This window comes from Actinoplanes sp. NPDC051388 (assembly GCF_055586225.1).
This window is the reverse complement of record NZ_JBVJIP010000020.1, coordinates 161,674-185,743: the sequence shown is the minus strand read 5'-3', so window position 1 is coordinate 185,743 and position 24,070 is coordinate 161,674. Positions and strand designations below refer to the sequence as shown.

Here is a 24,070-nt window from a genome sequence, read left to right as displayed (position 1 = left end):
ACAACCAGAACAAAAACGCCCTGGCCGGGGTATAACTAATTGGCACTGGCTTATCTAGCACCCTGTTGAGTTCTCAAAGAACAACCACACACCAACAACCCACCTCGTTTAAGAGGCGAAGCTCTTGGGGTTCCCCCAGGACGGCCGCTGCGGATCTTCCCCGCGGCTCGCCCGTTTCCCTGGCGGCCCTGAGAACATTACAGGCTCGTTCCCGGGCCGCCAAATCGGGGTCATGCGACGGCCATCACACGGCCATGACCTGGGGAAACTCAAACCACCTCGACACCGGCGAAGGTCCGCTTGCCCTTACGCAGCACCAGGAACCGCCCGTGCAGCAGCGCCGACGACGGCACCACGGCGTCGGCGTCGGTCACCCGTTCGTTGTTCACGTATGCCCCACCCTCGGCCACCGTGCGCCGCGCCTCCCCGCCACTCTTCACGAGGCCGGACTGCTGCAGCAGCTGACCGACGGTCGGCAGCTCACCGCGTACCGAAACCAGACCGGCCTCGGCCAAGGCGGCCCGCAACGTGTCCGCGGAGAGCTCCCCCAGCGATCCTCGGCCGAACAAGGCCTGGCTGGCCGCCACCGCCTGGTCCGCCTCGGTCTTGCCGTGCACCAGCTCGGTCACCTCGTAGGCCAGCGAGCGCTGCGCGAGCCGCGCCTGCGGCCGGTCCGCGGTCGCCTTCTCCAGCTCCTCGATCTGCTCGCGGCTCTGGAAGCTGAAGAAGCGCAGGTAGTTGATGACGTCGCGATCGTCGGCGTTGATCCAGAACTGGTAGAACGCGTAGGGCGAGGTCATCGCCGGCTCGAGCCAGATGCTGCCGCCCTCGCTCTTGCCGAACTTGGTGCCGTCGGACTTGAGCACCAGCGGAGTGGTGAAGGCGTGCACCGGGCCGGCCCCGCGGCGCCGCACGAAGTCCACCCCGGCGGTGATGTTGCCCCACTGGTCGGACCCGCCGAACTGGAGCATGCAGCCGTGCCGGCGGTGCAGCTCGTGGAAGTCGTTGGCCTGCAGCAGCTGGTAGCTGAACTCGGTGAAGCTGATGCCGCTCTCCAGGCGGTTGCGCACCACGTCGCGGGCCAGCATCTTGTTCACCGGGAAGTGCTTGCCGACGTCGCGCAGGAACTCGATCACCGAGGTCGGGCCGGTCCAGTCCAGGTTGTTCACCAGGGTGGCGGCGTTGTCCCCGTCGTAGGTGACGAACGGCGCGAGCTGGCCGCGGATGCGCTGCACCCACTCGGCGGTCACCTCGGGCGGGTTGAGGGACCGCTCGCTGGACTCCTTGGGGTCACCGATCTGCCCGGTGGCGCCGCCGACCAGGATCAGCGGGCGGTGCCCGGCCAGCTGGAGCCGGCGGGCGGTGACCACCTGCATGAGGTTGCCGGCGTGCAGCGACGCGGCGGTCGGGTCGAAACCGACATAGAACGTGATCGGGGGGCCGTCGAGCGCCGCCCGGAGGTGTTCGGGGTCGGTCGAGTCCTGGATCAGTCCACGCCACTGCAGGTCGTCTACGAGAGTCACGCCTGAATTGTCGCGCACTCCCGAGGCGCGTTCACACCGGGTTTGTGGAACTCATGTATCAGATGGCGATCGGAACCCATCATTCTTTGAGTTGCTCGAAGGTTCAACTACTGCGAGGTTCCGATGAATGACGCACGGTCAGGACTGCTGGTGGAGCCCTCACTGACGGTCCCCCGCCTCGAGGAGCATCTGCGGGCGATGCGGGCGCGTTCGTTCGCCGGCCGGGCCGCCGAGCTGCGGCGTTTCCGGGCGGCGCTGGAGATGGCCGCCGGGCCGTTCAGCGTGCTGCATCTCCACGGGCCGGGCGGGATCGGCAAATCCGCGTTGCTCCGGCGCTTCGCGGACGAGGCCCGGTCGGCCCGCCGGGAGGCCGTGCTGGTCGACTGCTACGGCGAGGACGCCGGGGTGCAGGCGTTCCTGACCGCGGCCGAGGCGGCGCTGCGCGTCGAGCGGCCGGTGCTGCTGATCGACTCGCTGGACCGCTGGGACCTCCCCCGGCACTGGCTGCGTGACGTGTTCCTGCCGATCATGCCGAGCGGCAGCGTGGTGGTCCTCGCCGGACGGCAGGCGCCGGAGGCCGACTGGCTGGCCGAGCCGGGCTGGGCCGGGGTGCTGCGGGCGATCCCGATGGACGACCTCACCCCGGACGAGGCAGCGGTGCTGCTCGAACCGTACGACCTGGGTCCGGCGCAACGGGCCGCGGTGGCCGCGTTCGGTGGTGGGAACCCGCTGGCGCTGCACGTGTCCGCGCAGGCGGCGGTGCGGCGGCCGCTGGAGAGGTCGGGGCACGCGGTGGCGCGTACGGTGCTCTCCCGGATCGTGGGCGAACCGCCCTCGCCGGACCACCGCCGGGCGCTCGAGGTGAGCGCGCACGCCCTGACCACCACCGAGGAGCTGTTGCGGGTCGCGCTGCCGGACGCGGACGCGGCGGCGCTCTTCGACTGGCTGTGCGAGCTGCCCTTCATCGAGCCGGACGAGCGTGGCCTGCACCCGCGCGACGTGGTGCGCCGGATGCTGGAGAGCGAGCTGCGGTGGCGGGACCCGCAGACCTACGGCGAGACGCACACCCGGATCCGCACCCACCTGGTCGAGCGGGTGCGCACCGCGGCCGACGACACCGTGCTGGCCGCGATCGCCGAGCTGACCTATGCGCAGCGGGCACAGACCGCGAAGTCCTACGTGTTCGATGGCGACGCCGGGCTCGAGGAGGACCGCTACCGGCCGGCCGACCGCGCGGCGGTGCTGGCGATCGTCGAGCGCACCGAGGGCGCCGAATCGCGGGAGCTGGCGGAGTTCTGGCTCGACCGGCAGCCGGACGCGTTCCGGGTGCAAAGGCGGCGCGGCGAGGTGCGGGCCTTCTTCGCCCGGCTGGTGATCGCGCAGCCGGCCGCGGACGAGCTGGCCGACCCGGTGCTGGCCCGCGCGTGGGAGCACACCCGGGCGGTGGCGCCGCTCGGGCCGGGCGAGCACCTCGCGGTGATCCGGTTCGCCATCGATCCGGGCGCCTACCAGCGGCCGTCGCCGGCGATGGACCTGATGCAGCTGCGCTGGACCGCCGACCTGATCCGCGACGACCGGCTGACCTGGACCTTCTTCAGCACACCGGACCCGGGTTTCTGGGCGCCGATCTTCGACGAGTACTGCTCGGGCGAGCAGGTCGGCGCGGCGGAGGTCGGCGGCCGCGACTACACACTGCTGGCCACCAACTGGCGCGAGCGGGAGCCGGACGAGTGGCACGAGCGGGCCGACGACCTGATGCTGTCGCGCCGGCCGGCCTCGGCGGCCGGCCGGGCGTTGACCGGGCCGCGGATGACCCGCGCCGACTTCGATCTCGCGGTACGCGACGCGCTGCGCTGCTGGCGCCGCCCCGATCTGCTGGCCGACAACCGGCTGATCGGCAGCCGCCTGATCGTGGACGGCACCGCGGAGACCCCGGTCGCCGCGCTGCGCGAGGAGCTCCAGGCGGCCCTGCACGCGCTGGGCTCGGACAGCCGCCAGGCGAAGTATCAGCGGGCGCTGACCGCGACGTTCCTGAGTGGCGCGGCGACCCAGGAGGCGGCGGCCGAGCGGCTCGGGCTGCCGTTCAGCACCTATCGCCGGCACCTGACCCGGGGCCTGGAAGCGGTCTGCAACGTGCTCTGGAAAAAGGAGATGTACGGCATCGCCGCGGAATAGGGGGAAGAGGGCGCGGCCCCCCGGTGCGCCCCCTTCCGGCGTGCACCCTGCCTCGATCAGCAGCTCACCCGACAGGCCATTCGCTGCTCAATTCGCCGCATAGGCCGGCAGTCCGAGCAGCTTGCGGATGTTCTGCTGGACGTCCTCCGGCGCCGGCCGGGCGTCCACGTCGAACACGACCTCCTTGCGCCGGAACAGCTCCAGCACCGGCCGGGTCTTCTCGTGGTAGTCGCGCAGCCGGGCGTCCAGCGCCTCGGGGGTGTCGTCCGCCCGGGTGGTCAGTTCGTGCCCGCAGATGTCGCAGCGGCCCTCCACCTCGGGACGGTCCGCGATCAGGTTGTAGTCCATCCCGCAGTTCGGGCAGAGCCGGCGGCTGAGCACCCGCCGCCGCACCTCGTCGTCCGGGATCTCCAGGTGGATGACCGCGTCGATGTCGAAGCTCTCCATGAAGAACTCGGCCTGCCGGGCGTTGCGGGGGAAGCCGTCGACGACGAAACCGTAGTTCCAGTCGTGCTGGTCCAGCCGGCCGCGCACCACCGACTCGACCTCGTCGTCGCCGATCAGCTCGCCGGCGTTCATCGCCCGCCGCACCTGGGCGCCGAGCTTGGTGTGATTTTGCACGTGCCAGCGGAACAGGTCACCGACGCCGATGTGGACCATGTCGAGATCGCCGCAGAGCAGCTCGCTCTGGGTGCCCTTGCCGCTGCCCTGAACGCCCATCATCACGTACTTGCGCATGGTGTGCCCTTCTCAGTCGGCGGCGCCGAGACGGATCGGGCCCGGCGCGGGCCGGCCCCCGAGGGTGGTGGGGTCGATGCTCCAGGCGCCGGCCACCTTGAGCACGTCCTGCTCGGCGATCAGCACCGTGGTCTCGTCGTCGAGCTCGGCGGGCAGCCCGGCGTCCCGCTCGGCCGGGTCGGGATCACCGTGCCACGAGGTCACCGCGCCGGTCTGCCCGACATAACCGAACGCCCGGAGAAGTTCGCCGTCGGCGGCCCGCTGCCAGCGGTGCGACTCGGTGACCCGGTGGGTGGCGAAGAACTGCACCTCGGTGTGCAGCTCGGCGGAGAGGCCGGGCAGGTCGAGGCTGGTGCCGGGGCGCATCAGCCAGCGGCCGGCGGCGAGCACCCAGGGGGTGTCGCGGGCACCCTGCAGCGGCGGCGTGACGGCCACCCGGTCGTCGCTCAGGTGGGCGAGGTCGATGCCGTCGCGCCACCGGACCGCGCCGAGGTCACGCAGGCCGAGGGCGGCCAGAACCCGCTCCGGGTCGCCGTCGCGCACCGCGAGCCAGGCCTGCTTGCCGCCGAATCCGACCATGACGTCCGCTGTCATGCCCTAACGCTATCCGGACGCCGTCCTCGGCCTAGCGCCAGCCGTACTCCTGGCGCAATTCCGTCGCGACGCGGTCGAAACGGTCACGGTCCAGCACGGCGCCCTCACGGCGGATGCCGTCCTCGTCGACCTCCAGCACGCGGTCGAGGCGGATCCAGCTCGGCCGGTTGTCCCGGTCCCATTCGCCGGGGCCGAGGGCGAGCCAGTTGCGCTGGCCGTCCCGCTCGCTCTGCGAGGAGAGCATCAGGCCCAGCAGGGTGCGGCCGTCGCGCCCGACCACCAGCACCGGCCGGTCCTTGCCCTGATGCGGGTCGTCCTCGTAGACCACCCAGGTCCAGACGATCTCGCCCGGGTCGGCGTCGCCGTCCAGCTTCGGTGAGTAGTCGAGTCGCCGGCCACGGTCGGAGGTGGGAACGTGCCGGGGACCCGGTCGCTGGTTCGCCGGGGCGACTTTCGCCGCGACCTTGCGTGCGGTCGCGGCGATGCCCTGGAAGATGTTGGCCACCGCCGCACTCTACGGTGAACGGATGCAGCCAGATACCGAGGCGTGGGCGGCCTGGTCGCCGCAGACCGTCACCGAGCGGATGGCCGGGGCGAAGTGCACCTGGTTCGTCGCCGCGGGCTGGGCCATCGACCTGTTCCTGGGCGAGCAGACGCGCGAGCACGAGGATCTGGAGATCGCGGTCCAGGCGTCGTACTTCGAGACGCTGCCGCCGCGGTTCCCCGAGATGGACTTCTGGGTGCCGCAGGGCGAGGGGCGGTTGGCCCGGATGACCGCCGAGACGCTGGCCGGCGAGTCGCATCAGACCTGGGCCTATGAGCGGGCCGAGCGGGTGTGGCGGTTCGACGTGTTCCGGGAGCCGCATGCCGGGGACGACTGGATCTGCCGGCGGGACGAGTCGATCCGGCGGCCCTATGTGGAGATCATCTCGGTGACGGCGGACGGGATCCCGTACCTGAAGCCCGAGATCGTCCTGCTCTTCAAGGCCAAGGCGGTGCGGGACAAGGACCGGGCGGATTTCGCGGCCGCGCTGCCGCGGATGTCGGACCGCGAGCGGGCCTGGCTGCACGATGCCCTGGTGCAGGTGCATCCTGGGCACGAGTGGATCGCCGCTACGGAATGACCTCGGCGACCGCGGCGGCGACCCCGTCCGGGTCGGTGAGCATCGCCAGGTGGTGGTCGACGTGCTCGACGACCGGCAGCCCGGCCCGGCGCGCGGCCTCGGCGTCCTCCCGGTAGCCCTCGCTGAGCAGGAGGTAGGCCGCCGGGCCGGACCACTCGTCGCCGGCCGCCGGCTCGGTGAAGTAGCTGAACGGCAGCCGCGGCAAGTCCGCCACGAAGGCGGCCCGCACCTGCGGGTCCGGCAGGATCTCGGCGATCGCGTCCGGCCCGAACCACTCGTGCCAGGGCGGCAGCACGCCGTCGTCGCCGGTCAGGTCGACCAGCAGCTCGACCAGGTCGGCCGGCGCCTTCTGCACCCAGCTCTCGCCCGGGTGCGGCAGCACCGAGTCGGCGTAGACCACGGCCGCGACCGGCTGCTCGACGGTGTGTGCGATGCGCGGCAGCAGCGGACCGGCGCCGCTGTGCCCGACCAGCACCGCGGGCTCGTCGCCGATCAGCGACTCGGCCACCCGGTCGGCCACCGCCTGGTGGGTGGTCGCGCCGGTCAGGTCCGGGGTCAGCACGTCACCGGGCAGGCGCGCCGCCACAGCTCGCCAGGTGAGCGGTCCGACCAGCGGGCTGTGCAGCAGCACAATCGTCATCGAACAACTATTTCACCCGACTTCACCCGACGAAGTCCTGGGTGAACCAGACGATGCCCTTCCCGTCGCGCACCACCGACAGGCCGACCCGGGTGAACTCAGGGTTCAGCAGGTTCTTGCGGTGCCCGTCGTTCGGCGGCTTCTCGGCCAGCATGCTGTCGGTCAGGCCGTTCGCGGCACGGATCTTGGCCGCGTTGCTCGATCCGGCCGAACCGAAGCCGATGTTCTCCCCCGCCCGGCTCCAGTTCACGCCCTGCGCGCTGAACCGGTCGCCCAGGTCCTTCTCGCCCGAGCAGCGGTGGCTCAGCCCGCACCCGTCGATCATCACCTGGTTGTGCAGGGCGGACGCCTTCGACAGCTTGCTGTCCAGTTGGAGCGCCCGCAGACCCTCGTCCGCACGGGCCGCGTTGATGTGCCCGAGCACCGCGTCGATGATCGCGTCGCCGGTGGACGGCGCCTGCACCACGGGCTTGGGTTTCGGCTTCGGCTTGGGCTTCGGTTTGCTGGTGGTCGCCTTCGGCGTGGGCTTGGTGGTGGCCGGGGTCGTCGGCGACGCCGACGACGGGTCGGCGCTGGAGTCCAGATCAAGATCCACACCAGCCGGGGGTACGGGCGCCGGCGCGTCCAGCGGCGCCGCCGCCGCGCGGGGAGTCGTGGCGGCGGCGTCGCTGGTGGCATGGCGCTGCAATCCGGCAAAGGTGAAGCCGCTGCCGATCACCACCGCGGTGGCGCCGGCCACGAGGGTGTAGCGGAAGCGGGCGGCTGCGGACATCGACACGGTGGGGATCGCTTTCGCAGGTGGGGACGGGCGGCCCTCACTATGCGCGGCGGCGCCGTCGCCCCTCGAACCCCTAAAGAATCCTTAAGAATCGACTCAGCCAGAGATAAGGGCCGTTATCCAGGGATTACTTGGTGAAGCTGCGGAAGCCCACATAGTCGTACCGGTCCCAGGTGCCCGGGTCGATGTGCTGGTTGATCGAGAGGATGCCGATGCCCTCGGTGGCGTTCATCGCGCTGATGAACAGGTCGCGTCCGAGGTTCAGGCCGGTATGCCCGGAAGTGTTCCGATCCGCCGAGTGGAACGCGACGATGTCGCCGGCCTGGGCGGTCGAGCCCGGGAAGAGCTCGTCCGGGTTCTTCGTGACCGCGGTCTTCGTCCAGTTGCCGGCCTTGTCGAGCTCGTGCTTCTCGAAGACGCCGCCGTTCAGGATGAACCGGGCGGTGCGCTTGCCGGCCGCGTCGAACTCGTCGATCTCCACCACCGAGCTGCCGTCCGCGGACAGATGCAGCAGCTCGCTGTACGGGAAGTGCTTGAGCTCCTTGCCCGGGGTCAGCTTCGGCACCCCGCCGCTCACGTCGGCGGCCAGGTCACTCGCCTTGTAACCCCAGTCGCGCTTGCCGCCCTTCTCCTCGTACATCGGGTAGTTCTTCTTCCCGATCGAGGCGCCGTCGCCGGCCAGGTAGGAGTCGGCGACCAGCTTGTTGCACTTCCACGAGGTCGGCCCGTAGGTGCCGACGCTGCCCGGCACCGACTTGTTCCGGCCGCCGGTGGTGGTGTCGTGGGTGGTCATCCACTCCTGGTCCTGGGCCGCGGGGGCGCCGGCCAGCGGGGTCAGGTTGAGCTTCTCGGCGATGAAGACGATCGCCTTGAGCCGCTCCGGCAGGGCCGCGAAGTCCGCCGCGGCCAGCATCTCGTCACCCAGGTCGGCGACCGCCATCCGCAGCCGCAGCCCGAACCCCGGGTCGACCGGCATCGGCGCCTGCAACGGCCCGGACGGATGCAGGTCGGCATAGGCGATCATGTTCAGCAACGCGGTGGCCTCCCGCGAGCGGCCCTTCGCGGTCAGCTCGTCGGCCTTGTCCTTGACCGTGATGGCCCGGCCCAGCTGCCTGCCCACAGTGGCCAGGTCGGGCGACCGGAAGATCGTCGCGGCGCCGTTGAACAGGCCCGCCACCGCGCGGTTGCCGGCGGACTCCAGCAGGGTCGCGGCCGGGCGCACCACGGGCGCGGAGGCCTCGGTCTCCGCGGTCTCCTCGATCGCGCGCTGACGCGTCACCGTCCACTCCCGTCGCCGGCCACCAGCGTAGAGGTGGCGCGCCGCCGGGAGTATCGGCGATCAGGCCGCGTCCCGCCGATCGAGCGAGAGCAAGGCGCGGTCCGCGAGCCGTCCGGCGTCGGCCGCGGGGGTTCCGCCGCGACCGCTATAGACCTGAGTCTTTCGTGGATCGCCGGCAGTGGCCGCACGGCGGGGCTGCGTGTGGGTGGTCTGCGGACCAGCGACGCCGCAGCCTCTCTTGATCGGCAGGACGGGGCCCTGGGCTGTTCGGGCTTCCCGACCGCCGGGGGCCCTTTGCTCTGCTTCCTCTGAGGAAGCGCGCAGCCTGCCATGCGGCGCGCTCCCTCTCAGGCCGCAGAGCCGCTCTGCTCCCTCTGAGGAAGCGCAGCCCGCCGCGCGGCGCGCTCCCCCTCAGGCCGCAAAGCCGCTCTGCTCCCTCTGAGGAAGCGCAGCCCGCCGCGCGACGCGCTCCCCCTCAGGCCGCAAAGCCGCTCTGCTCCCTCTGAGGAAGCGCAGCCCGCCGCGCGACGCGCTCCCCCTCAGGCCGCAAAGCCGCTCTGCTCCCTCTGAGGAAGCGCAGCCCGCCGCGCGGCGCGCTCCCCCTCAGGCCGCAAAGCCGCTCTGCTTCCTCCGCGCTCTGAGCAGCGCCGCAACCGCTGGCTGATCCACGAACGCCCCTAGAGCGTCGAACGGTGGATCCGGTCGTCGACGCCGCGGATCGCGATGATCGCGCCTCCGTCCGGAGCCGGTCCGGCGCCCACCGGGCCGCGGAACGAGCCGGCCGGGAACTCGCCGCGCGGGAACCAGCCGCCCCAGGCGCCGGCCACGTGGTTGCGCTGCCAGACGCGGTTGTCGGCGGCCCGGGAGAACAGGTAGATCCGGCCGTCGTTCGCCACCATCGTCGGGCTGTCGCTGGTGGTGCCGCCGAGGCCGGTCCACGCCGACCAGACGCCGGCGGTACCGACCCGTTCGAACACCTCGTCGGTGCGGCTGCGCACCGCGACGTGCACCCGGCCGTCGGCGTCCAGCGCGGCGGCGGGCCGGCCCGGGAACGGTCGGTCGTCCGGTGCGCCCACCGAGGTCCAGCCGCCGCGTGCGGACCTGGACGTGACCAGGCCGTCGGCGCCGCGGGCGACCAGCGTCCAGTTCTCCGGGCCGGCGAAGGCCACGCTGGGCGCTTCGGTCAGGCGTCCGCCGAGCCGGATCCAGTCGCCCCAGCGGCCGCCGATCAGGGCGCGGTGCCAGGCGGCGTTGTCGGTGCCGCGGGCGAAGACGTCGATCCGGCCGCCGGGTGATTCGTAGGCGGCGGGCTGGCCCTCGATGCGCAGGCCGAGCGGGTGCCAGCCGCTGCCGGCGTTCTCCTTCAGGGTGCCGTCGGCGGCTCGGGCGAAGACCCGTCCGCCGGCGACCGCGGGGGCGGCGGTGGCGGAGAGGCCGAGATCCTCGCCGGGGACCTGGTCGGCGCCGGTCAGCCGGAGCATCGCCACGCCGTGCGGCGGGACGGTGGCGGTGTACGCGCCGGTGGGCGTACCCAGGTCTTGACGGGCCCAGAGGTCACGCACCCGGACCGGACCGCCCAGCGCGACATCCGCGAAGGTCACCGTGATCTGCGCGGCCGTGTCGCCGCGGTTGAGCAGCGCGACCGCCCGCCGGCCCGACCCGCTCAGCGTCTTGCTCCACACCTGCGTGGTGGCGGTCTGGTCGGCGATCTTGATGCCCTGTTCGGCGCGCGGGTCCTGATCGACCGCGACGATCTCCGGGTTGCGCAGCGCGTCGATCATCTGCGCCGGCAGGGTGCGCGGGTCGGAGCCGAGCACCAGCGGCGCCGCCATCATCGCCCACATGCCCAGCTGGGTGCGCGACTCGTCGAAGGTCAGCTCGGTGCCGCCACCCGGCAGCGGCCGCATCGGCACCAGGTAGTCGGGGTCGTTGAAGTGCCCCGGCCCGGTCGCCGCCGGGTGGTACGCGTTCACGTCCATGTTGCGCAGCACCCACTGGTACTGCCACTGCGGCTGCACGTCGACCAGCCCCACGTCGGTGTACGTGCGCCACGAGTCGGCGATCTCCGGCGCATAGGTGTACGACCAGGTGGACAGCTTCTCCGGCGGATAGGGCCCACCACCCCAGTCGCTGCTCACCGGGTTGCAGATGTTCAGGATCAGCGGCCGCGGCGAGCGCTGGATCTCGGCGCTGAGCTGCCGATAGGTGGTTTCCGGATCGAGTCCCGCCGCCCGGCCGCAGAGCCAGTCCGCCTTGAGCGCGTCGAAGCCCCACCGGGCGAACTGCCGCACGTCGGCCCGGAAGTGCCCATAGCTGCCGAGCCCGCACTGGCCCTCGATGTAGGGCCCGGCGTCGGTGTAGATGCCCGCCTGGAACCCGCGCGAGTGCAGGTATTCGGTCAGCCTCTTCATGCCGGACGGGAACCGGGCCGGGTCGGCGACCAGCGCGCCGCCGTCGTTGCGCGGGGTGGGCGCGGCCCAGTTGCCGTCGATCCAGATGATCCGGTAACCGGCGTCCCGCAGCCCGCGGGCGGCCATGAAGTCGGCGATCGACCTGACTTCGGCTTCGGTGGGGTCGCCGCCGAGCCCGAAGTAGGTGTTCCAGCCCATGTAGGGCGTCGCCGATTTCAGCGAGGGCGCCGGTGCGGCCTGGGCCGGCACGGCACCGAGCGTGACCAGCAGGAGGGACAGAGCGGCAGTGCGGAGGAGGCGCACGGTTACTCCTTGGGGTGGAGGAGGGTGCCGATCCGCTCACGTTGCGACGGGTCGGCGAGGGCCGCGCCGAGGGCGACCACACGTGCGCCCGCGGCGAGGAAGGCCGGCGCGTCGTCGACGGCGAGGCCACCGGTGACGACGAACCGGACATCGGGGAAGGGGCCGTGCAGGGCCTTGATCCACGCGGTGCCGAGCGCCGCCGCGGGGAACGCCTTCTGCCATCGGCAGCCGGCCAGCCAGGCCTTCTGCACCTCGGTCGCGGTGCCGACGCCGGGCAGGTGCGGCAACCCGGCGGCGAGGCTGGCGGCGAGCACGGCCGGGTCGAAGCCGGGGGCGACCGTGTACTGGGCGCCCGCCTCGGCCGCCGCGGCCACCTGCGCGGGAGTGATCACCGTGCCGGCGCCGACGCGCAGGCCACGCTCTTCGGCCGCGGTCGCCGCGGCCTGCAAGGACGCGACGGCTTCCGGCGAGGCGATGGGAATCTCCAGCACGGTCACTCCGGCGTCCCAGAGCCGCCCGGCGAGCGCGACGGTTTCGGCCGGCGGCAGGCCGCGCAGGATCGCCATCAGCTTGCTGTCACGGAAGATCTCGTTCATTTCACTCCTCGACTACGGTCAGCCGCCACGAACAGACACCGCTCGACGGGACGACGGCGAGGTCGCCCGGTCCGGCGAGCGCCCGGTCGAAGACGCGGCCGAGCATGGGCTCGACGCCGATGCTGCGATAGGGCTCGGAAAGCGGCCATCCGCCGAGGTTGCGCCACAAAGCTGTGGACACCGGCACGCCGTCGGCTTCCAGGCGGAAGGTCAGCCGCTCACCGTCGTCGACCGTGACGGCCGGGCAGTCGAGCAGGATCGCGCCCAAGGCGGTGCCGTCGTCCGGCCCGAGTTCCGCCAGCGGCAGCGGCCAGATCGCCTCGGCGGAAAGGCCGTCGACGCGGGTCCGCACACCGGCCGGCGCGATCAGCCGGGCGGCCGGGGACAGATCGAGCAGCGCGTGCGCGGCCCAGACGAACGAGAATCCGGGCGCGGCGGACAGCGCATAGTCGGCCACCACCGCGTCGCCGTCCTGGGACAACCGCCGCCGCAGCGTGAAGTCACCGCAGTCCACGACCGAGAAGTCCCACGGCCGCGACCAGGCCGAGCCGTGATCCGGCACGCCTCGCACGGTCGGCACGCACTCCTCGAGCCCGCCCGCGTCCACGAACGCGTCCCCCGTCCGCACGGAGAAGCGAGCAGGATCGGGCCGATGCCACAGCCACTCGCGACGCGCGCCGCGCAGGCTGGTCCACCGCCCGCCGTGCGCCGGATCGACGACCGCCGTCACCATTCCGCGAACGACCCGTCGTCCTGCCGCCACACCGGGTTGCGCCAGGCGTGCCCGGCCTTGTCGGCGTGCCGGACCGCGGCCTCGTCGATCTCGATGCCCAGCCCCGGCTGCTCCAGCCGGTGGATGTGCCCGGCGACGATCCGCAGCGGTTCCGGATCGGCCACATAGGTCAGCAGGTCGGCGCCGCCCTGGTGGTAGTGGATGCCCATGCTCTGTTCCTGGATCAGGAAGTTGGGCGTGGCGAGCGCGACCTGCAGGCTGGCGGCGAGCGCGATCGGGCCCAGCGGGCAGTGCGGCGCGAGCAGGGCGCCGTGCGTCTCGGCCAGGCTGGCGATGCGGCGCACCTCGCTGATGCCACCGGCGTGCGAGAGATCGGGCTGCACCACGCTGACCCCGGCGCGCAGGGCGGGCAGGAAACCGGCCCGGTCATAGAGCCGCTCCCCGGTGGCCAGCGGCACCGGCGCCCAGCCGGTCAGCTGGTCGAGCAGGTGGGTCTGCTCGGGCACCAGCGGCTCCTCGACCAGCAGCGGGCGGTAGGGCGCCACGGCCGGCAGGATCATCCGCGCGGCCGGCAGGCTGGCCCGGCCGTGCAGGTCGACGGCGACGTCGCGGTCCGGTCCGAGGGCTTCGCGGGCCGCGGCCAGCCGCCGCACGATGGTGTCGATCTCGGCGACCGTGGGCACCGGCGAGAGGCGTCCGCAGGCGTTCATCTTGACCGCGGTCATGCCCGCCTCGACGTGCGCCGCCATGGCGTCGCCGATCTCGCCGGGGTCGTCGCCGCCGACCCACGCATAGACCCGCACCCGGTCGCGCACCGGCCCGCCGAGCAGCGCGTGCACCGGCGCGCCGTACGCCTTGCCGGCGATGTCCCACAACGCCTGATCGATCCCGGCGACGGCGCTGGAGAGGATCGGCCCGCCGCGATAGAAGCCGCCCTTGGTGAGCACCTGCCAGTGGTGCTCGATGCGCAGCGGGTCCTCGCCGATCAGATATTCCGACAGCACCTCGATCGCGGCCCGGACCACCTCGGCGCGGCCCTCGACCACCGGCTCGCCCCAGCCGACGACGCCCTCGTCGGTGGACACCCGGCAGAACAGCCAGCGCGGCGGGACCAGGAAGGTCTCAATCCTGTCGATCTTCACGGGCCGTCCCTTCGAGTGCCGCCACGTCCTCGATCGCCTGGTCGAGCAGCTTGCCCATGGCCCGGGCGGCCTGATCGGGGTGATGCCGCCGGATCGCGTCCACCACGGCCTTGTGGCTGGGCACCGGGTCACGCGGGCCGGCCGCGCCGTGCACCATCCGGTCGCGCTCGGCGAGCCCGGTCTCGATCAGCACCTCCATGCGCTGCACCAGCTCGTTGTGGGTGGCGGCGAGCAGCGCGCGGTGGAAGGCGAGGTCGGCGGCGACCGCGGCGGCCGGGTCGTCGCCGGCCGCGGCCATGTCGGCCAGCGCGGCGTCGAGGGCGGCCAGGTCGTCCTCGGTGGCGCGGGCGGCGGCCAGGCTGGCCGCGCCGGGCTCGACGATGGCCCGCAGCTCGTGCAGGTCGTCGAAGAGGCCGGGCCGGTGCGCCCGGCTGAACTGCCAGCGCAGCACGTCGCTGTCCAGCAGGCTCCAGGCCGCGCGGGGCCGCACGAAGGTGCCGCGCTTGGGGCGGGCGTCGACCATGCCCTTGGCGGCGAGCACCCGCAGCGCCTCGCGCAGCACGGTCAGGCTGACGTCGAACTCGGACTGCAGGGCGTTCAGATCGAGGGTGCCGCCCTCGGGGAGCTGGCCGTTGAGGATGCGCTGGGCCAGCACCTCGACGGTCTGGCCGTGCACACCGCGACCCACGTACTGCTGCATTTTTCTCCCCAAGGCTCTTAAGAGGACGACTTCACTGCGGTCCAGCCGCCGTCGACGACCAGGCTCGCACCGGTGATGAAGGCGGCCTCCGGCGAGGCCAGGAAGGCGATGGCGGCGGCCACCTCGTCCGGGGTGCCGAACCGGCCGGCGACCGTCTCGGCGACGCTGCGCGCACGGTCCTCGGGGCCGACCCGGTCCCAGGCGGCGGTCATGATCGGGCCGGGCAGGACGGAGTTCACCCGCAGCGCCGGACCGTACTCGACGGCGAGCTGGCGGGCGAGCGCGACCAGGCCGCCCTTGGCCGCCGCGTAGGCCGGATGTCCCGGCAGGCCGACCAGCGCGTGCACCGAGGAGACCAGGACCACGGCGGTCAGGTCGCCGAGCAGCGCGCGCACCCCGAGGAAGGCGCCGCTGAGGCTGACCGCGAGCTGCCGGTTCCAGGACTCGAGGCTGGTCTCCCCCGCGGGTCGCACCTCGACGGCGTAAGCGTTGCTCACCAGCACGTCGACCCGCCCGAAGCGCTCACGCGCAGTAGTCGCCACCCGTGCCCAGTCCTCTTCGCGGGAGACGTCGGCCAGCACCGCGCACGCTTGCCCGTCCACTGCCGACACATCCACCGGGCGCACGTCGGCGAGCACCACGGCGGCGCCCTCGGCGGCCAGCCGGCGAGCCGTGGCGGCCCCGATGCCGGACGCGGCACCGGTGACCACGGCGGTCCGACCTGCGAAGCGAGCGCTCATCCACGACCCTCCGACAACAACTAATCATTAATTACGAAGATATGTTGACAGCCCGAGAACCGTGATGCAACCTTTCGGAAACACGACCTCAGGAGGTCCGCATGGTCTCTTCCGATCTCAGTCGCCGCGGGTTCCTCGCCGGGCTCGGCGGCATCGGCCTGGCCGGCCTCCTCGGGGGCTGCGCCACGGGCAGTGACGACAGCGGTGGCGCCGCCTCGTCCACACTGACCCTGCAGTCGTCGCTCTCCGACGCGAATCCCAAGGCCGCGCTGACCAAGGTGGTCGAGGGCTACACCAAGACCAAGGTCACACTGAACACCATCGCCATCGAGACCTTCCGCGCGCAGCTGCCCACCTATCTGAACTCGGGCAACCCGCCGGACGTGCTCACCTGGTATGCCGGCTCGGTGGCCCGCGACTACGCGTCCAAGGGCTTCCTGCTCGACCTGTCCGACCTGTGGACCGGCAGCGGGCCGTGCGCCGGCTACTCCCCCGCGCTCAAGGAGCTGTCCACCGCCACCGACGGCAAGCAGATCTTCGTGCCGACGAACTACTACTGGTGGGGCGTCTTCTATCGCAAGTCCGCGTTCCAGGAGTGGGGTGTGCAGCCGGCCACCACCTGGGACGAGTTCATCCAGCTGTGCAAGACGATCAAGAGCAAGGGCGTCAACCCCCTGACCATGGGTACGGGTTCGACGCAGTGGGTCGCCTCCGGCTGGTTCGACTACCTGAACCTGCGGATCAACGGCGCCGACTTCCACCGTGAGCTCCTCGCCGGCAAGCACTCGTTCGACGACCCGAAGGTCCGGACGGTGATGGATCACTACAAGCAGCTGCTCGAGTTCATCGACCCGAAGGGCCGGTCGTATTCCTGGCAGGACGCCGTGACGCCGCTGGCCTCGAAGAAGGCCGGGATGTATCTGATCGGCGCGTTCATCACCACCGCGATGCCGACCGGCGACGTCGACGACATCGACTTCTTCCGGGTGCCGATCATCGACAAGAACGTGCCGCTGGCCGAGGAGGCGCCGACCGACGGCTACTTCGCCAGCGCCAAGACCCGCAACCCGGCCGGCGCCAAGGACCTGCTGACCTACCTGGCCTCGGCACAGCAACAGCAGAGCTTCATCGAGCTGTCCAAGTCATCCAACCTGCCGACCTCGTCCGAGGTGGACACGACCAAGTTCTCGCCGCTGGTGCAGAAGGGCATCAAGATGCTCGACGACAGCGCCACGCTCACCCAGTTCTTCAACCGCGACTCCAGCGACCAGCTGCAGACCGTCGCGGACACCGCGCTCACCAAGTTCCTCGACTCCCCCGGTGACGTCACCAGGATCCTCGCCGACTGGCAGGCCGGCGCGAAGAAGGTCTTCGGGTCGTGACCACGCTGACCGCGCCGCGGACCGGGACGGCGCCGCGCCGGAAGTCCGGGCTGCGGCGCGTGCCGCCGGTGGTCTGGCTCTTCCTGCTCGTTCCGGCCGCGGTCGAGCTGGCCATGGTGTTCTGGCCGGCGTTGAACAGCTTCTACCTGTCCCTGACCAAGTGGAACGGGCTGGGCGCGGCCGAGCCCGTCGGCCTGGACAACTTCCGCGCGCTGGGCGCCGACGACATCTTCCTGGGCGCGCTGCAGAACAACGTGATCTGGGCGGTCGGCTTCGGCGGGCTGTCGGTGCTCGGCGGTCTGGCGCTGGCACTCGCGCTGAACCGTGGGCGCCGCGGCGTCGGGCTCTACCGCAGCGCGATCTATCTGCCGATGGTCTTTTCGCTGGCGGTGACCGGGCTGTTCTGGCGGGTGCAGTTCCAGCCGGACGGCACGGTCAACACCGTGCTCGGCGCGATCGGGCTGTCCGGGCTGGAGAAGCAGTGGCTGGCCGACCCGGACACCGCGCTCTACGCGGTGCTGATCGCGGCGGTGTGGCGGCAGGTCGGCTACGTGATGGTGCTCTATCTGGCCGGGTTGAAGAGCACCGACCCGACGCTGGACGACGCCGGCGCGGTGGACGGGGCGAACGCCTGGCAGCGCTTCCGCTTCATCACCTGGCCGCAGCTGCGCGGGGTGAACACGGTGGTCTTCGCGGTCACCGTGATCGACTCGCTGCGCACCTTCGACATCGTCTGGGCGATGACCCAGGGCGGGCCCTACCACTCGTCCGAGCTGCTCAGCACCTACATGTTCCAGCAGGGCTTCACGTTCCTGAACCTGGGCTACGCGTCCGCGATCGCGGTGGTGATCTTCGCCCTCGCGCTGATCTTCATCATCACCTATCTGATCCGCGCGACGAGGGAAGAGGTTGAGGTATGACCGCGGCGACTCTGGTGCCGCCGGGCACCAGCACCCCCGAGGACGTCCCGGTGGCGCCCGGCCGCAGCCGCCGGCGCTGGGTGTTCCACGCCGTGATGGCGCCGCTCACCCTGCTCTGGGTGGCACCGATGATCTTCGTGGTGCTGCTGGCGTTCCGCTCGTTCGACGACATCGTCGCCCGCGGCACCGCGGCGCTGCCGGACAGCTTCACGCTGGACGGTTTCGCCACCGCGCTGGGCACCGGCTCGATGGGCCGGGCCCTGTGGACCAGCGCCAAGGTCACCGTGCCGGCCGTGCTGATCACTCTGCTGCTCGCGTCCTGGGCGGCCTACGCGCTCAGCCGCTACGCCATCCCCGGCCGCCGCGCGATCCTGCTCACCATGCTGGCCGGCAACCTGCTCCCGCCGCAGATCCTGCTGATCCCGGTCTCCCGGGTGATGGAGTCGATCGGCATCTACGACACCCTGACCGGCCTGGTGGTCATCCACGTCGGCTTCGGTCTGGGCTTCTACACGTTCGTGCTCTACGGCTTCATGCGCTCGATCCCCGGCGAGCTGACCGAGGCGGCCCGGATCGACGGCGCCGGGCCGGTGCAGATCTACGCCCGGATCATCATGCCGCTGTGCCGGCCGTCGCTCGCCGCCCTCGGCGCGCTGGCCACCACCTGGATCTTCAACGACCTGATCTGGGCGATCACCGTGCTGCGCACCGAGGCGAAGCTGCCGGTCACCGCGGCGCTGCTCAATCTGCAGGGCGGCTACGTCAGCAACTGGAACGTGGTGGCCGCCGCGTCGCTGGTGGCGGCCATCCCGACCGCGATCGTGTTCTTCGCGTTCCAGCGGCACTTCGTCTCGGGTCTGCTGATGGGCTCCACCAAATGACGCCGCTGACCATCACGCTCTGGGACTTCACCTGGTACACCCGCACCGGGCCGGGCCAGCCGTTCCACGATCTGGACGAGGCGTTCCGGCAGGCGGTCGAGCGCGGCTACAACGCCGTGCGGATCTGCGCGATGCCGTTCCTGCTCTTCGGTTCCGGGCTGGACACCACCGCCATGCGGTTCCAAGGTCTGGGCGGGGACTACGCGCAGCGAACACGGTGGTATGACGTGCCGCCCGGTCCGCCGGTGAACGCCCGCGAGCATCTGCTCGACCTCTTCCGGGCCGCCCAGCGCCACGACTGCCGGGTGATCGTGTCGAGCTGGGAATACCAGCAGAGCCCCTGCTTCGCGCCGGACGACGCCTGGCATCGCGCATTGCAAAAAGTGCCGCCGGGCGAACGGGCCGTTGCGCTCGCCGACGCGCACGCCGAGCTGTGCGACGTGCTCGAGGCCGAGGGGCTGGCGGACACCGTCGCATTCGTCGAGCTGCACAACGAAGTGCAGTACAGCGGGCTCAATCAGGTGCCGCTGCAGCCCTCGCTGGAAGCCGGCATCGACCGGTTCCGCAGCCGGCACCCCGACCTGCCGGTCACCGCCAACTACGCCCGCGTGCCGGTCGGCGACATGCGCTCACTGCCGCGCAACGCGCAGGTCGCGGTCTTCCACCCCTACGTGTACGGGGTGCTCGATCAGCTGGTGACCGAGTTCGCGCTGCGGGACCCGGCCCGCCCGTACCCTCAGGATCGGGCTTTTGCGGAGCTGTTGCGTGACGATGCCCCGAAGCTGGACGACTGGCTGCCACCGGCGGCGGACCGCTGGCGGCTGGACGCGACCGTGGTGTCCCGGCGCGAGGTCTACACGCACGACTGGTGTGACCCGGTGAAATGGGACCGCTGGCTCTACGAGCGCTACGGCGAGCATCGGCGCGCGATGGCCGAGACGCTGGACACCTGGATCGCGGTGGCCGCCGACTGGGCGCTGAGCAAGCAGATTCCGCTGGTCTTCGGCGAGGGCTGGGTCGGGTACACGCCGCTGCACGGCACCTTCGAGGAGGGCCCGGTGGGCGCCGCGATCTGCGAGCACGCGGTGCGCGCGAGCAGGGCGGCCGGCGCCTGGGGCACGATCGTCTGCTCGAACGCGGCGCCGCACCACCCGATGTGGGCGGACGTGGCGCTGCAACGCCGGCTGAACGACGAATTCCGGGAGACTGCCTGACCATGTGGACGCTCACCGGTGCGAGCACCGAATACACCGTGGCGCTCGGTGGGTCCGGGCAGTGGCTCGAACTGGTGGCGTGGGGTCCGCACGGCGTCAGCGACGGCCCGTCCCCGCTCGGCTTCCACGGCAAGGTGCAATACCTGGCCGCGGGTGACGTCGCCGCGGTGGAATACGCCGCCGACGGCCAGCGGCCGTTCCTCGGCGCCGATCTGGCCCTCGGCGCCCCGGCGACGTCCTGGCGTTTCGTCTCCGCCGACGACCGAGACGGACTCCGGGCCACCTTCGCCGACGAGATCACCGGGCTGCGGGTCGTGCAGTGCTACCGCTTCGCGCCGGGCACCGACGTGATCGAGCGCTGGGTCGAGCTGACCAACGACGGCGCCGAGACCCTGCTGGTGACGCGCGCCGACTCGGCCGGGTTCTGCGTGCCCACCCCGGCCGGCGCCGAGCTGTCCTACCTGTGCGGGCAGTGGGAGCAGGAGTTCACGCCGGCGTCGGTCACGCTGACCCGCGGGCGATTCTCGATCGGCAGCGAGCAGGGCGTGACCGGGCACCAGTTCTCGCCCTATCTGGCGGTGGCCACCGGCGACGCGACGTTCAGCGTGATGCTCGCCTGGACCGGGTCGTGGCACATCACCGCGGACACCGACGCCGCCGGGCTGACCCGGGTGCGCGCCGGCCGCTCCCTCGCCGCGGGTCCGGTGCCGCTGGCGGCCGGCGAGACCCTGAGCACGCCGGTGGCGGCCGGGGCGTTCGGCACCGGGGCGGTCTGGCACGACTACCAGCGGCGGCTGGCCGGCGAGCGGCTCGAGCGGGTCCGGCCGGTGCTCTACAACTCGTGGGAGGCGACTTTCTTCGACGTCACCGCGGCCGGGCAGCTCGCGCTCGCGGACGTCGCCGCCGGGCTGGGCGTGGAGACGTTCGTGGTGGACGACGGGTGGTTCACCGGGCGGGCGGACGACCACGGCGGGCTCGGCGACTGGGCCCCGGACCCGGTGAAGTTCCCGGACGGCTTCGGGGAGTTCGTGGCGGAGGTGCGCAAGAAGGGGATGGACTTCGGGCTCTGGATCGAGCCGGAGATGGTCAACCCGCGGTCTTCGCTCTATGCGGCGCATCCCGAGTGGGTCTATCGCGTCGACGGCCGGCCGATGACATCGGTGCGGAATCAGCTGCTGCTGAACCTTGGGCGCGACGACGTCTACGAGTTCGTGCTCGGCACGCTGGACCGGCTGCTCACCTCGTACCCGATCAGTTATCTGAAGTGGGATTTCAACCGTCCTCGCACGGAGGCCGGGCCGGCCGGAATCGATCTCGACGGCCGGCACGTGGCCCATCTCTACCGGCTGCTGGACCATCTGCGCAGCGAATATCCGCAGGTCACGGTCGAGGGGTGCGCGGCCGGTGGGGCCCGGGTCGACCTGGCGACGGCGGCCCGCACCGACGTGCTCTGGCCGAGCGACAACACCGGGCCGATGGATCGGCTGCGCATCCAGCACGGGTTCCTGAGCGCCTGGGCGCCGCACCTGATGAGCTCGTGGGTGACCGACGCGCCAGGGATCTTCGACGACCGGCCACGCTCGCTCGCCTTCCGATTCGTGCTCGCGTGCGCGGGCGTGCTGGGGATCGGTGCGGACATCACCCGCTGGTCTCCTTCGTCGTTGGATGAGGCGGCCGCCTGGGTGGCGCGCTACAAGGGCGTGCGCGACGTCATCACCCGCGGGGTCGTGAACCGGATCGGCGGCCCTTCGGAAGGCCGCTGCGCGGTGCAGTACACGCTCGGCGACCGGGTCGTGGTGCTCGCCTGGAACACCGGCGGGCTGGACGGGCTCGGTCAGGTGCCGGGCCGGGACGTGCGGCTGCCGCTGCGTGGTCTCGACCCGGATGCCCGTTACGGCCCCTACTCCGGCAGCCACCTCATGCACGTCGGCCTGCCGGTGCGCTGGACCCGGGAATATGACGCCGACCTGTTCGAGCTGGTAAAGATCAGGGCATGACCTACGTCGCGGCGGAAGACCGTTACTCCAGCATGCAATACCGGCGGACCGGGCGTTCCGGCCTCGATCTCCCGGCGCTGTCCCTCGGCTACTGGCACAACTTCGGCGACGACAAGCCGTTCGAGGAGCAGCGGGCGATCACCCGGCGCGCGTTCGACCTCGGCATCACGCATTTCGACCTGGCCAACAACTACGGTCCGCCGTACGGCTCGGCGGAGATCAACTTCGGTCGTCTGGTACGCGAGGACCTGCGCGCCTACCGCGACGAGATCGTCGTCTCCACCAAGGCCGGCTGGGACATGTGGCCCGGCCCGTACGGCCAGGGCGGTGGCAGCCGCAAATATGTGCTCGCCAGCCTCGACCAGTCGCTGGGCCGGATGGGCCTGGACCACGTCGACATCTTCTACTCGCACCGCTTCGACCCCACCACCCCGCTGGAGGAGACCGCCGCCGCCCTCGACACGGCGGTCCGCTCGGGCCGGGCGCTCTATGTGGGCATCTCGTCCTACGACGCCGAGCACACCCGGCGGATGGCCGCGCTGCTCACCGACCTGGGCACGCCGCTGCTGATCCACCAGCCGTCCTATTCGATGCTGAACCGCTGGATCGAGACCGAGGGCCTGCTGGACGCCGCCGCCGAGGTGGGCGCCGGGGTGATCGGCTTCACCGCGCTGGCGCAGGGCCTGCTGACCGGCAAATATCTGAACGGCATCCCCGCGGGATCGCGCGCCACCCAGGGCAAGTCGCTCGACCCGGACAGCATCGACGAGACCATGGTGGCCAAGCTGAACGCGCTGAACGACGTGGCGTCGGCGCGCGGCCAGAGCCTCTCGCAGCTGGCGCTGGCCTGGGCGCTGCGCGACCCGCGGGTCACCTCACTGGTGATCGGCGCGAGCAGCGTGAAGCAGCTCGACCAGAACGTGGCGGCCCTGTCGAACCTCGAGTTCGCCGCCGACGAGCTGGCCGCCATCGAGAAGATCCTGGCCGGCAGCACCTCGTCGGTCGACCTGTGGCGCGACGCCCGTCAGGGCACGCTGTAACGCATCACGCAGTTCTTCGTGCCCTTCGGGCGGATGAACTCGAAGCCGGCGCGCTCGAAGAGGTCCTTGGTGCCGTTGTAGAGGACCGACTGCTTCTTGCCGTCGGTGACGTGCGGGTAGCCCTCCACGACTCCGCCGCCGGCCTGGGCGATCAGGTCGAGCGCGCCGCGGAGGGCGACCGCGCTCAGCCCCTTCCGGCGGTGCTTCTTGTCGACGAACATGCAGGTGATCCGATAGTCCGGGAGCTCGTCCGTCTCGGCGTCGTACTGCTTGCGGTGGTAGATGTTCGGCAGCTCGGCCGGGGAGCCGAACTGGCACCAGGCCACGGCCTCGTCGCCGGCGAAGACGAGGGCGGCGTGCGCCCGGTCCTCGTCGACCAGGCGCTGCTTGAGGGCGCGGTTGCCGTCCGCGGTGTACGTCTTCTCGGCGGGCATGGTGTGGAAATAGGTGCACCAGCAGCCACCGAACACGCCGTTGTGCCGCTCCATCATCCGCGCGTAGGCGTCCCAGGTGTCCGGGCTCAGGGCCCTGACCGTGTAGTCACTCACGAACCCACCCTAGATCCGGTTCCGGACATTCCGCGTCCGGAACTGGATCTCTGGCCGGGTGGCCCTACTGTGGACGGTGTGGACGCGGAGGCAGTCACCCAGGTCGTGACCATCGTCATCTCGGTGGTGGCGCTCAGCGTCTCGGCCCTGCTCGCGGTGCGGCAGCGGCGCACCTCGGCGGCCGGTTTCGCGCTGCCGGTCGTGCTGCAGGTCTTCGACCAGTTCCGCACCGACGAGTTCTTCGCCGCCCGGGAGTACGTCTACCGGGTGCTGGCCAAGGAGTTCGACCCGCCGGTCGCGTGCAGCGAGCTGCCGCCCGAGGTGCAGGCGATGCTCCGCACGGTCGCCGGGCGCTACGACGACCTCGGCAAGCTCGTCGCGCACGGGATCATCAACCAGGATCTGATCATCGGGTCCAACGGCAGCGCGATCCGGCAGGTGTGGACCGCGGTGGAGCCCTTCGTGCGCCTCGAACGCGCCGCCCACCGCCCGACGATGTGGGTCTATCTCGAGGATCTGGCCCACCGGGTGGAGCGCACGCCTCCGCAGGCCGTCTACGAGAAGCTCCGATTGGATTACGTCAGGGAGCAATGACCGTCGATCTCGCTTAGG

General features: G+C 71.2%; 23 protein-coding genes. 9 read left to right on the top strand and 14 right to left on the bottom strand.

Going from position 1 to position 24,070, the window contains the following annotated elements; translation table 11 throughout:
• Positions 1 to 269: 269 nt before the first annotated feature.
• The gene (gene tyrS, locus ACZ6TI_RS38965) at positions 270 to 1,523 is read right to left on the bottom strand and encodes a tyrosine--tRNA ligase (RefSeq protein ID WP_465350270.1); all 1,254 of its coding nucleotides are present in this window, start codon (positions 1,521 to 1,523) and stop codon (positions 270 to 272) included.
• A 150-nt stretch (positions 1,524 to 1,673) separates the two neighbouring features.
• On the opposite strand from tyrS, the gene ACZ6TI_RS38960 reads away from it, so the two are divergent.
• Positions 1,674 to 3,698, top strand: a complete 2,025-nt coding sequence (locus ACZ6TI_RS38960) for an ATP-binding protein (RefSeq protein ID WP_465350269.1) — start codon at positions 1,674 to 1,676, stop codon at positions 3,696 to 3,698.
• Positions 3,699 to 3,785: 87 nt separating this feature from the next.
• Here ACZ6TI_RS38960 and ACZ6TI_RS38955 read toward each other — a convergent pair whose 3' ends face one another.
• Genes ACZ6TI_RS38955 through ACZ6TI_RS38945 form a run of 3 tightly spaced genes read right to left on the bottom strand, consistent with a single transcriptional unit; the run spans position 3,786 to position 5,535 of the window.
• On the bottom strand, positions 3,786 to 4,436 hold the full coding sequence (locus ACZ6TI_RS38955) for an adenylate kinase family protein (protein ID WP_465350268.1): 651 nt from the start codon (positions 4,434 to 4,436) through the stop codon (positions 3,786 to 3,788).
• A gap of 12 nt (positions 4,437 to 4,448) precedes the next feature.
• Positions 4,449 to 5,030, bottom strand: coding sequence for a hypothetical protein (locus ACZ6TI_RS38950; protein WP_465350267.1), 582 nt, complete (start codon positions 5,028 to 5,030; stop codon positions 4,449 to 4,451).
• A gap of 31 nt (positions 5,031 to 5,061) precedes the next feature.
• A complete protein-coding gene (locus ACZ6TI_RS38945) occupies positions 5,062 to 5,535 on the bottom strand; it encodes a type II toxin-antitoxin system PemK/MazF family toxin (RefSeq protein ID WP_465350266.1) in 474 nt (157 codons plus the stop codon).
• A 22-nt stretch (positions 5,536 to 5,557) separates the two neighbouring features.
• Between ACZ6TI_RS38945 and ACZ6TI_RS38940 the strand changes: the two genes are divergently transcribed.
• Positions 5,558 to 6,154, top strand: a complete 597-nt coding sequence (locus tag ACZ6TI_RS38940) for a nucleotidyltransferase domain-containing protein (protein ID WP_465350265.1) — start codon at positions 5,558 to 5,560, stop codon at positions 6,152 to 6,154.
• Here the strand turns inward: ACZ6TI_RS38940 and ACZ6TI_RS38935 are convergent.
• The 9 genes from ACZ6TI_RS38935 to ACZ6TI_RS38895 all read right to left on the bottom strand — a co-directional run bounded on the left by ACZ6TI_RS38935 (position 6,144) and on the right by ACZ6TI_RS38895 (position 15,476).
• Entirely contained in the window at positions 6,144 to 6,794 is a 651-nt protein-coding gene (locus tag ACZ6TI_RS38935) for an alpha/beta fold hydrolase (RefSeq protein ID WP_465350264.1), read from the bottom strand. The genes ACZ6TI_RS38940 and ACZ6TI_RS38935 overlap by 11 nt on opposite strands.
• Before the next feature lie 22 nt (positions 6,795 to 6,816).
• Positions 6,817 to 7,566, bottom strand: coding sequence for a CAP domain-containing protein (locus ACZ6TI_RS38930; protein WP_465350263.1), 750 nt, complete (start codon positions 7,564 to 7,566; stop codon positions 6,817 to 6,819).
• A gap of 133 nt (positions 7,567 to 7,699) precedes the next feature.
• A complete protein-coding gene (locus ACZ6TI_RS38925) occupies positions 7,700 to 8,851 on the bottom strand; it encodes a hypothetical protein (RefSeq protein ID WP_465350262.1) in 1,152 nt (383 codons plus the stop codon).
• Between the two features lie 677 nt (positions 8,852 to 9,528).
• On the bottom strand, positions 9,529 to 11,565 hold the full coding sequence (locus ACZ6TI_RS38920) for a DUF8189 domain-containing protein (protein WP_465350261.1): 2,037 nt from the start codon (positions 11,563 to 11,565) through the stop codon (positions 9,529 to 9,531).
• 2 nt (positions 11,566 to 11,567) lie between these two features.
• Complete coding sequence (locus ACZ6TI_RS38915; protein ID WP_465350260.1) at positions 11,568 to 12,161, bottom strand: bifunctional 4-hydroxy-2-oxoglutarate aldolase/2-dehydro-3-deoxy-phosphogluconate aldolase; 594 nt, start codon at positions 12,159 to 12,161, stop codon at positions 11,568 to 11,570.
• Between the two features lies 1 nt (position 12,162).
• Positions 12,163 to 12,894, bottom strand: a complete 732-nt coding sequence (locus ACZ6TI_RS38910) for a hypothetical protein (protein ID WP_465350259.1) — start codon at positions 12,892 to 12,894, stop codon at positions 12,163 to 12,165.
• Positions 12,888 to 14,036, bottom strand: coding sequence for a galactonate dehydratase (gene dgoD, locus ACZ6TI_RS38905; protein ID WP_465350258.1), 1,149 nt, complete (start codon positions 14,034 to 14,036; stop codon positions 12,888 to 12,890). The genes ACZ6TI_RS38910 and dgoD overlap by 7 nt, the downstream gene beginning before the upstream one ends.
• Positions 14,017 to 14,736: a FadR/GntR family transcriptional regulator gene (locus ACZ6TI_RS38900; RefSeq protein ID WP_465350257.1), complete on the bottom strand. Its 720-nt coding sequence runs from the start codon at positions 14,734 to 14,736 to the stop codon at positions 14,017 to 14,019. Before ACZ6TI_RS38900 ends, dgoD begins: the two co-directional genes overlap by 20 nt.
• A 17-nt stretch (positions 14,737 to 14,753) precedes the next feature.
• Positions 14,754 to 15,476 carry an SDR family NAD(P)-dependent oxidoreductase gene (locus tag ACZ6TI_RS38895; protein ID WP_465350256.1) on the bottom strand — a complete coding sequence of 241 codons (723 nt, stop codon included), beginning with the start codon at positions 15,474 to 15,476 and terminating at the stop codon, positions 14,754 to 14,756.
• 101 nt (positions 15,477 to 15,577) lie between these two features.
• Between ACZ6TI_RS38895 and ACZ6TI_RS38890 the strand changes: the two genes are divergently transcribed.
• From ACZ6TI_RS38890 to mgrA, 6 genes are read left to right on the top strand one after another with little or no spacing between them, the layout of a single operon-like run.
• Complete coding sequence (locus ACZ6TI_RS38890; protein WP_465350255.1) at positions 15,578 to 16,858, top strand: ABC transporter substrate-binding protein; 1,281 nt, start codon at positions 15,578 to 15,580, stop codon at positions 16,856 to 16,858.
• Positions 16,855 to 17,778, top strand: coding sequence for a carbohydrate ABC transporter permease (locus ACZ6TI_RS38885; protein WP_465350254.1), 924 nt, complete (start codon positions 16,855 to 16,857; stop codon positions 17,776 to 17,778). The genes ACZ6TI_RS38890 and ACZ6TI_RS38885 overlap by 4 nt, the downstream gene beginning before the upstream one ends.
• A complete protein-coding gene (locus ACZ6TI_RS38880; protein WP_465350253.1) occupies positions 17,775 to 18,659 on the top strand; it encodes a carbohydrate ABC transporter permease in 885 nt (294 codons plus the stop codon). Before ACZ6TI_RS38885 ends, ACZ6TI_RS38880 begins: the two co-directional genes overlap by 4 nt.
• Positions 18,656 to 19,873, top strand: coding sequence for a cellulase-like family protein (locus ACZ6TI_RS38875; RefSeq protein ID WP_465350252.1), 1,218 nt, complete (start codon positions 18,656 to 18,658; stop codon positions 19,871 to 19,873). The genes ACZ6TI_RS38880 and ACZ6TI_RS38875 overlap by 4 nt, the downstream gene beginning before the upstream one ends.
• A gap of 2 nt (positions 19,874 to 19,875) precedes the next feature.
• Positions 19,876 to 21,870, top strand: a complete 1,995-nt coding sequence (locus ACZ6TI_RS38870) for an alpha-galactosidase (RefSeq protein ID WP_465350251.1) — start codon at positions 19,876 to 19,878, stop codon at positions 21,868 to 21,870.
• Positions 21,867 to 22,910, top strand: a complete 1,044-nt coding sequence (gene mgrA / locus ACZ6TI_RS38865) for an L-glyceraldehyde 3-phosphate reductase (protein WP_465350250.1) — start codon at positions 21,867 to 21,869, stop codon at positions 22,908 to 22,910. Before ACZ6TI_RS38870 ends, mgrA begins: the two co-directional genes overlap by 4 nt.
• On the opposite strand, the gene ACZ6TI_RS38860 is transcribed toward mgrA, so the two are convergent.
• Positions 22,895 to 23,458, bottom strand: coding sequence for a GNAT family N-acetyltransferase (locus ACZ6TI_RS38860; protein ID WP_465350249.1), 564 nt, complete (start codon positions 23,456 to 23,458; stop codon positions 22,895 to 22,897). The two genes, mgrA and ACZ6TI_RS38860, sit on opposite strands and share 16 nt — an antisense overlap.
• A 78-nt stretch (positions 23,459 to 23,536) precedes the next feature.
• Between ACZ6TI_RS38860 and ACZ6TI_RS38855 the strand changes: the two genes are divergently transcribed.
• Positions 23,537 to 24,052 (top strand): DUF4760 domain-containing protein, encoded by a 516-nt coding sequence (locus ACZ6TI_RS38855; protein ID WP_465350248.1) that lies wholly within the window; start codon positions 23,537 to 23,539, stop codon positions 24,050 to 24,052.
• The last annotated feature ends 18 nt before the right edge of the window (positions 24,053 to 24,070 follow it).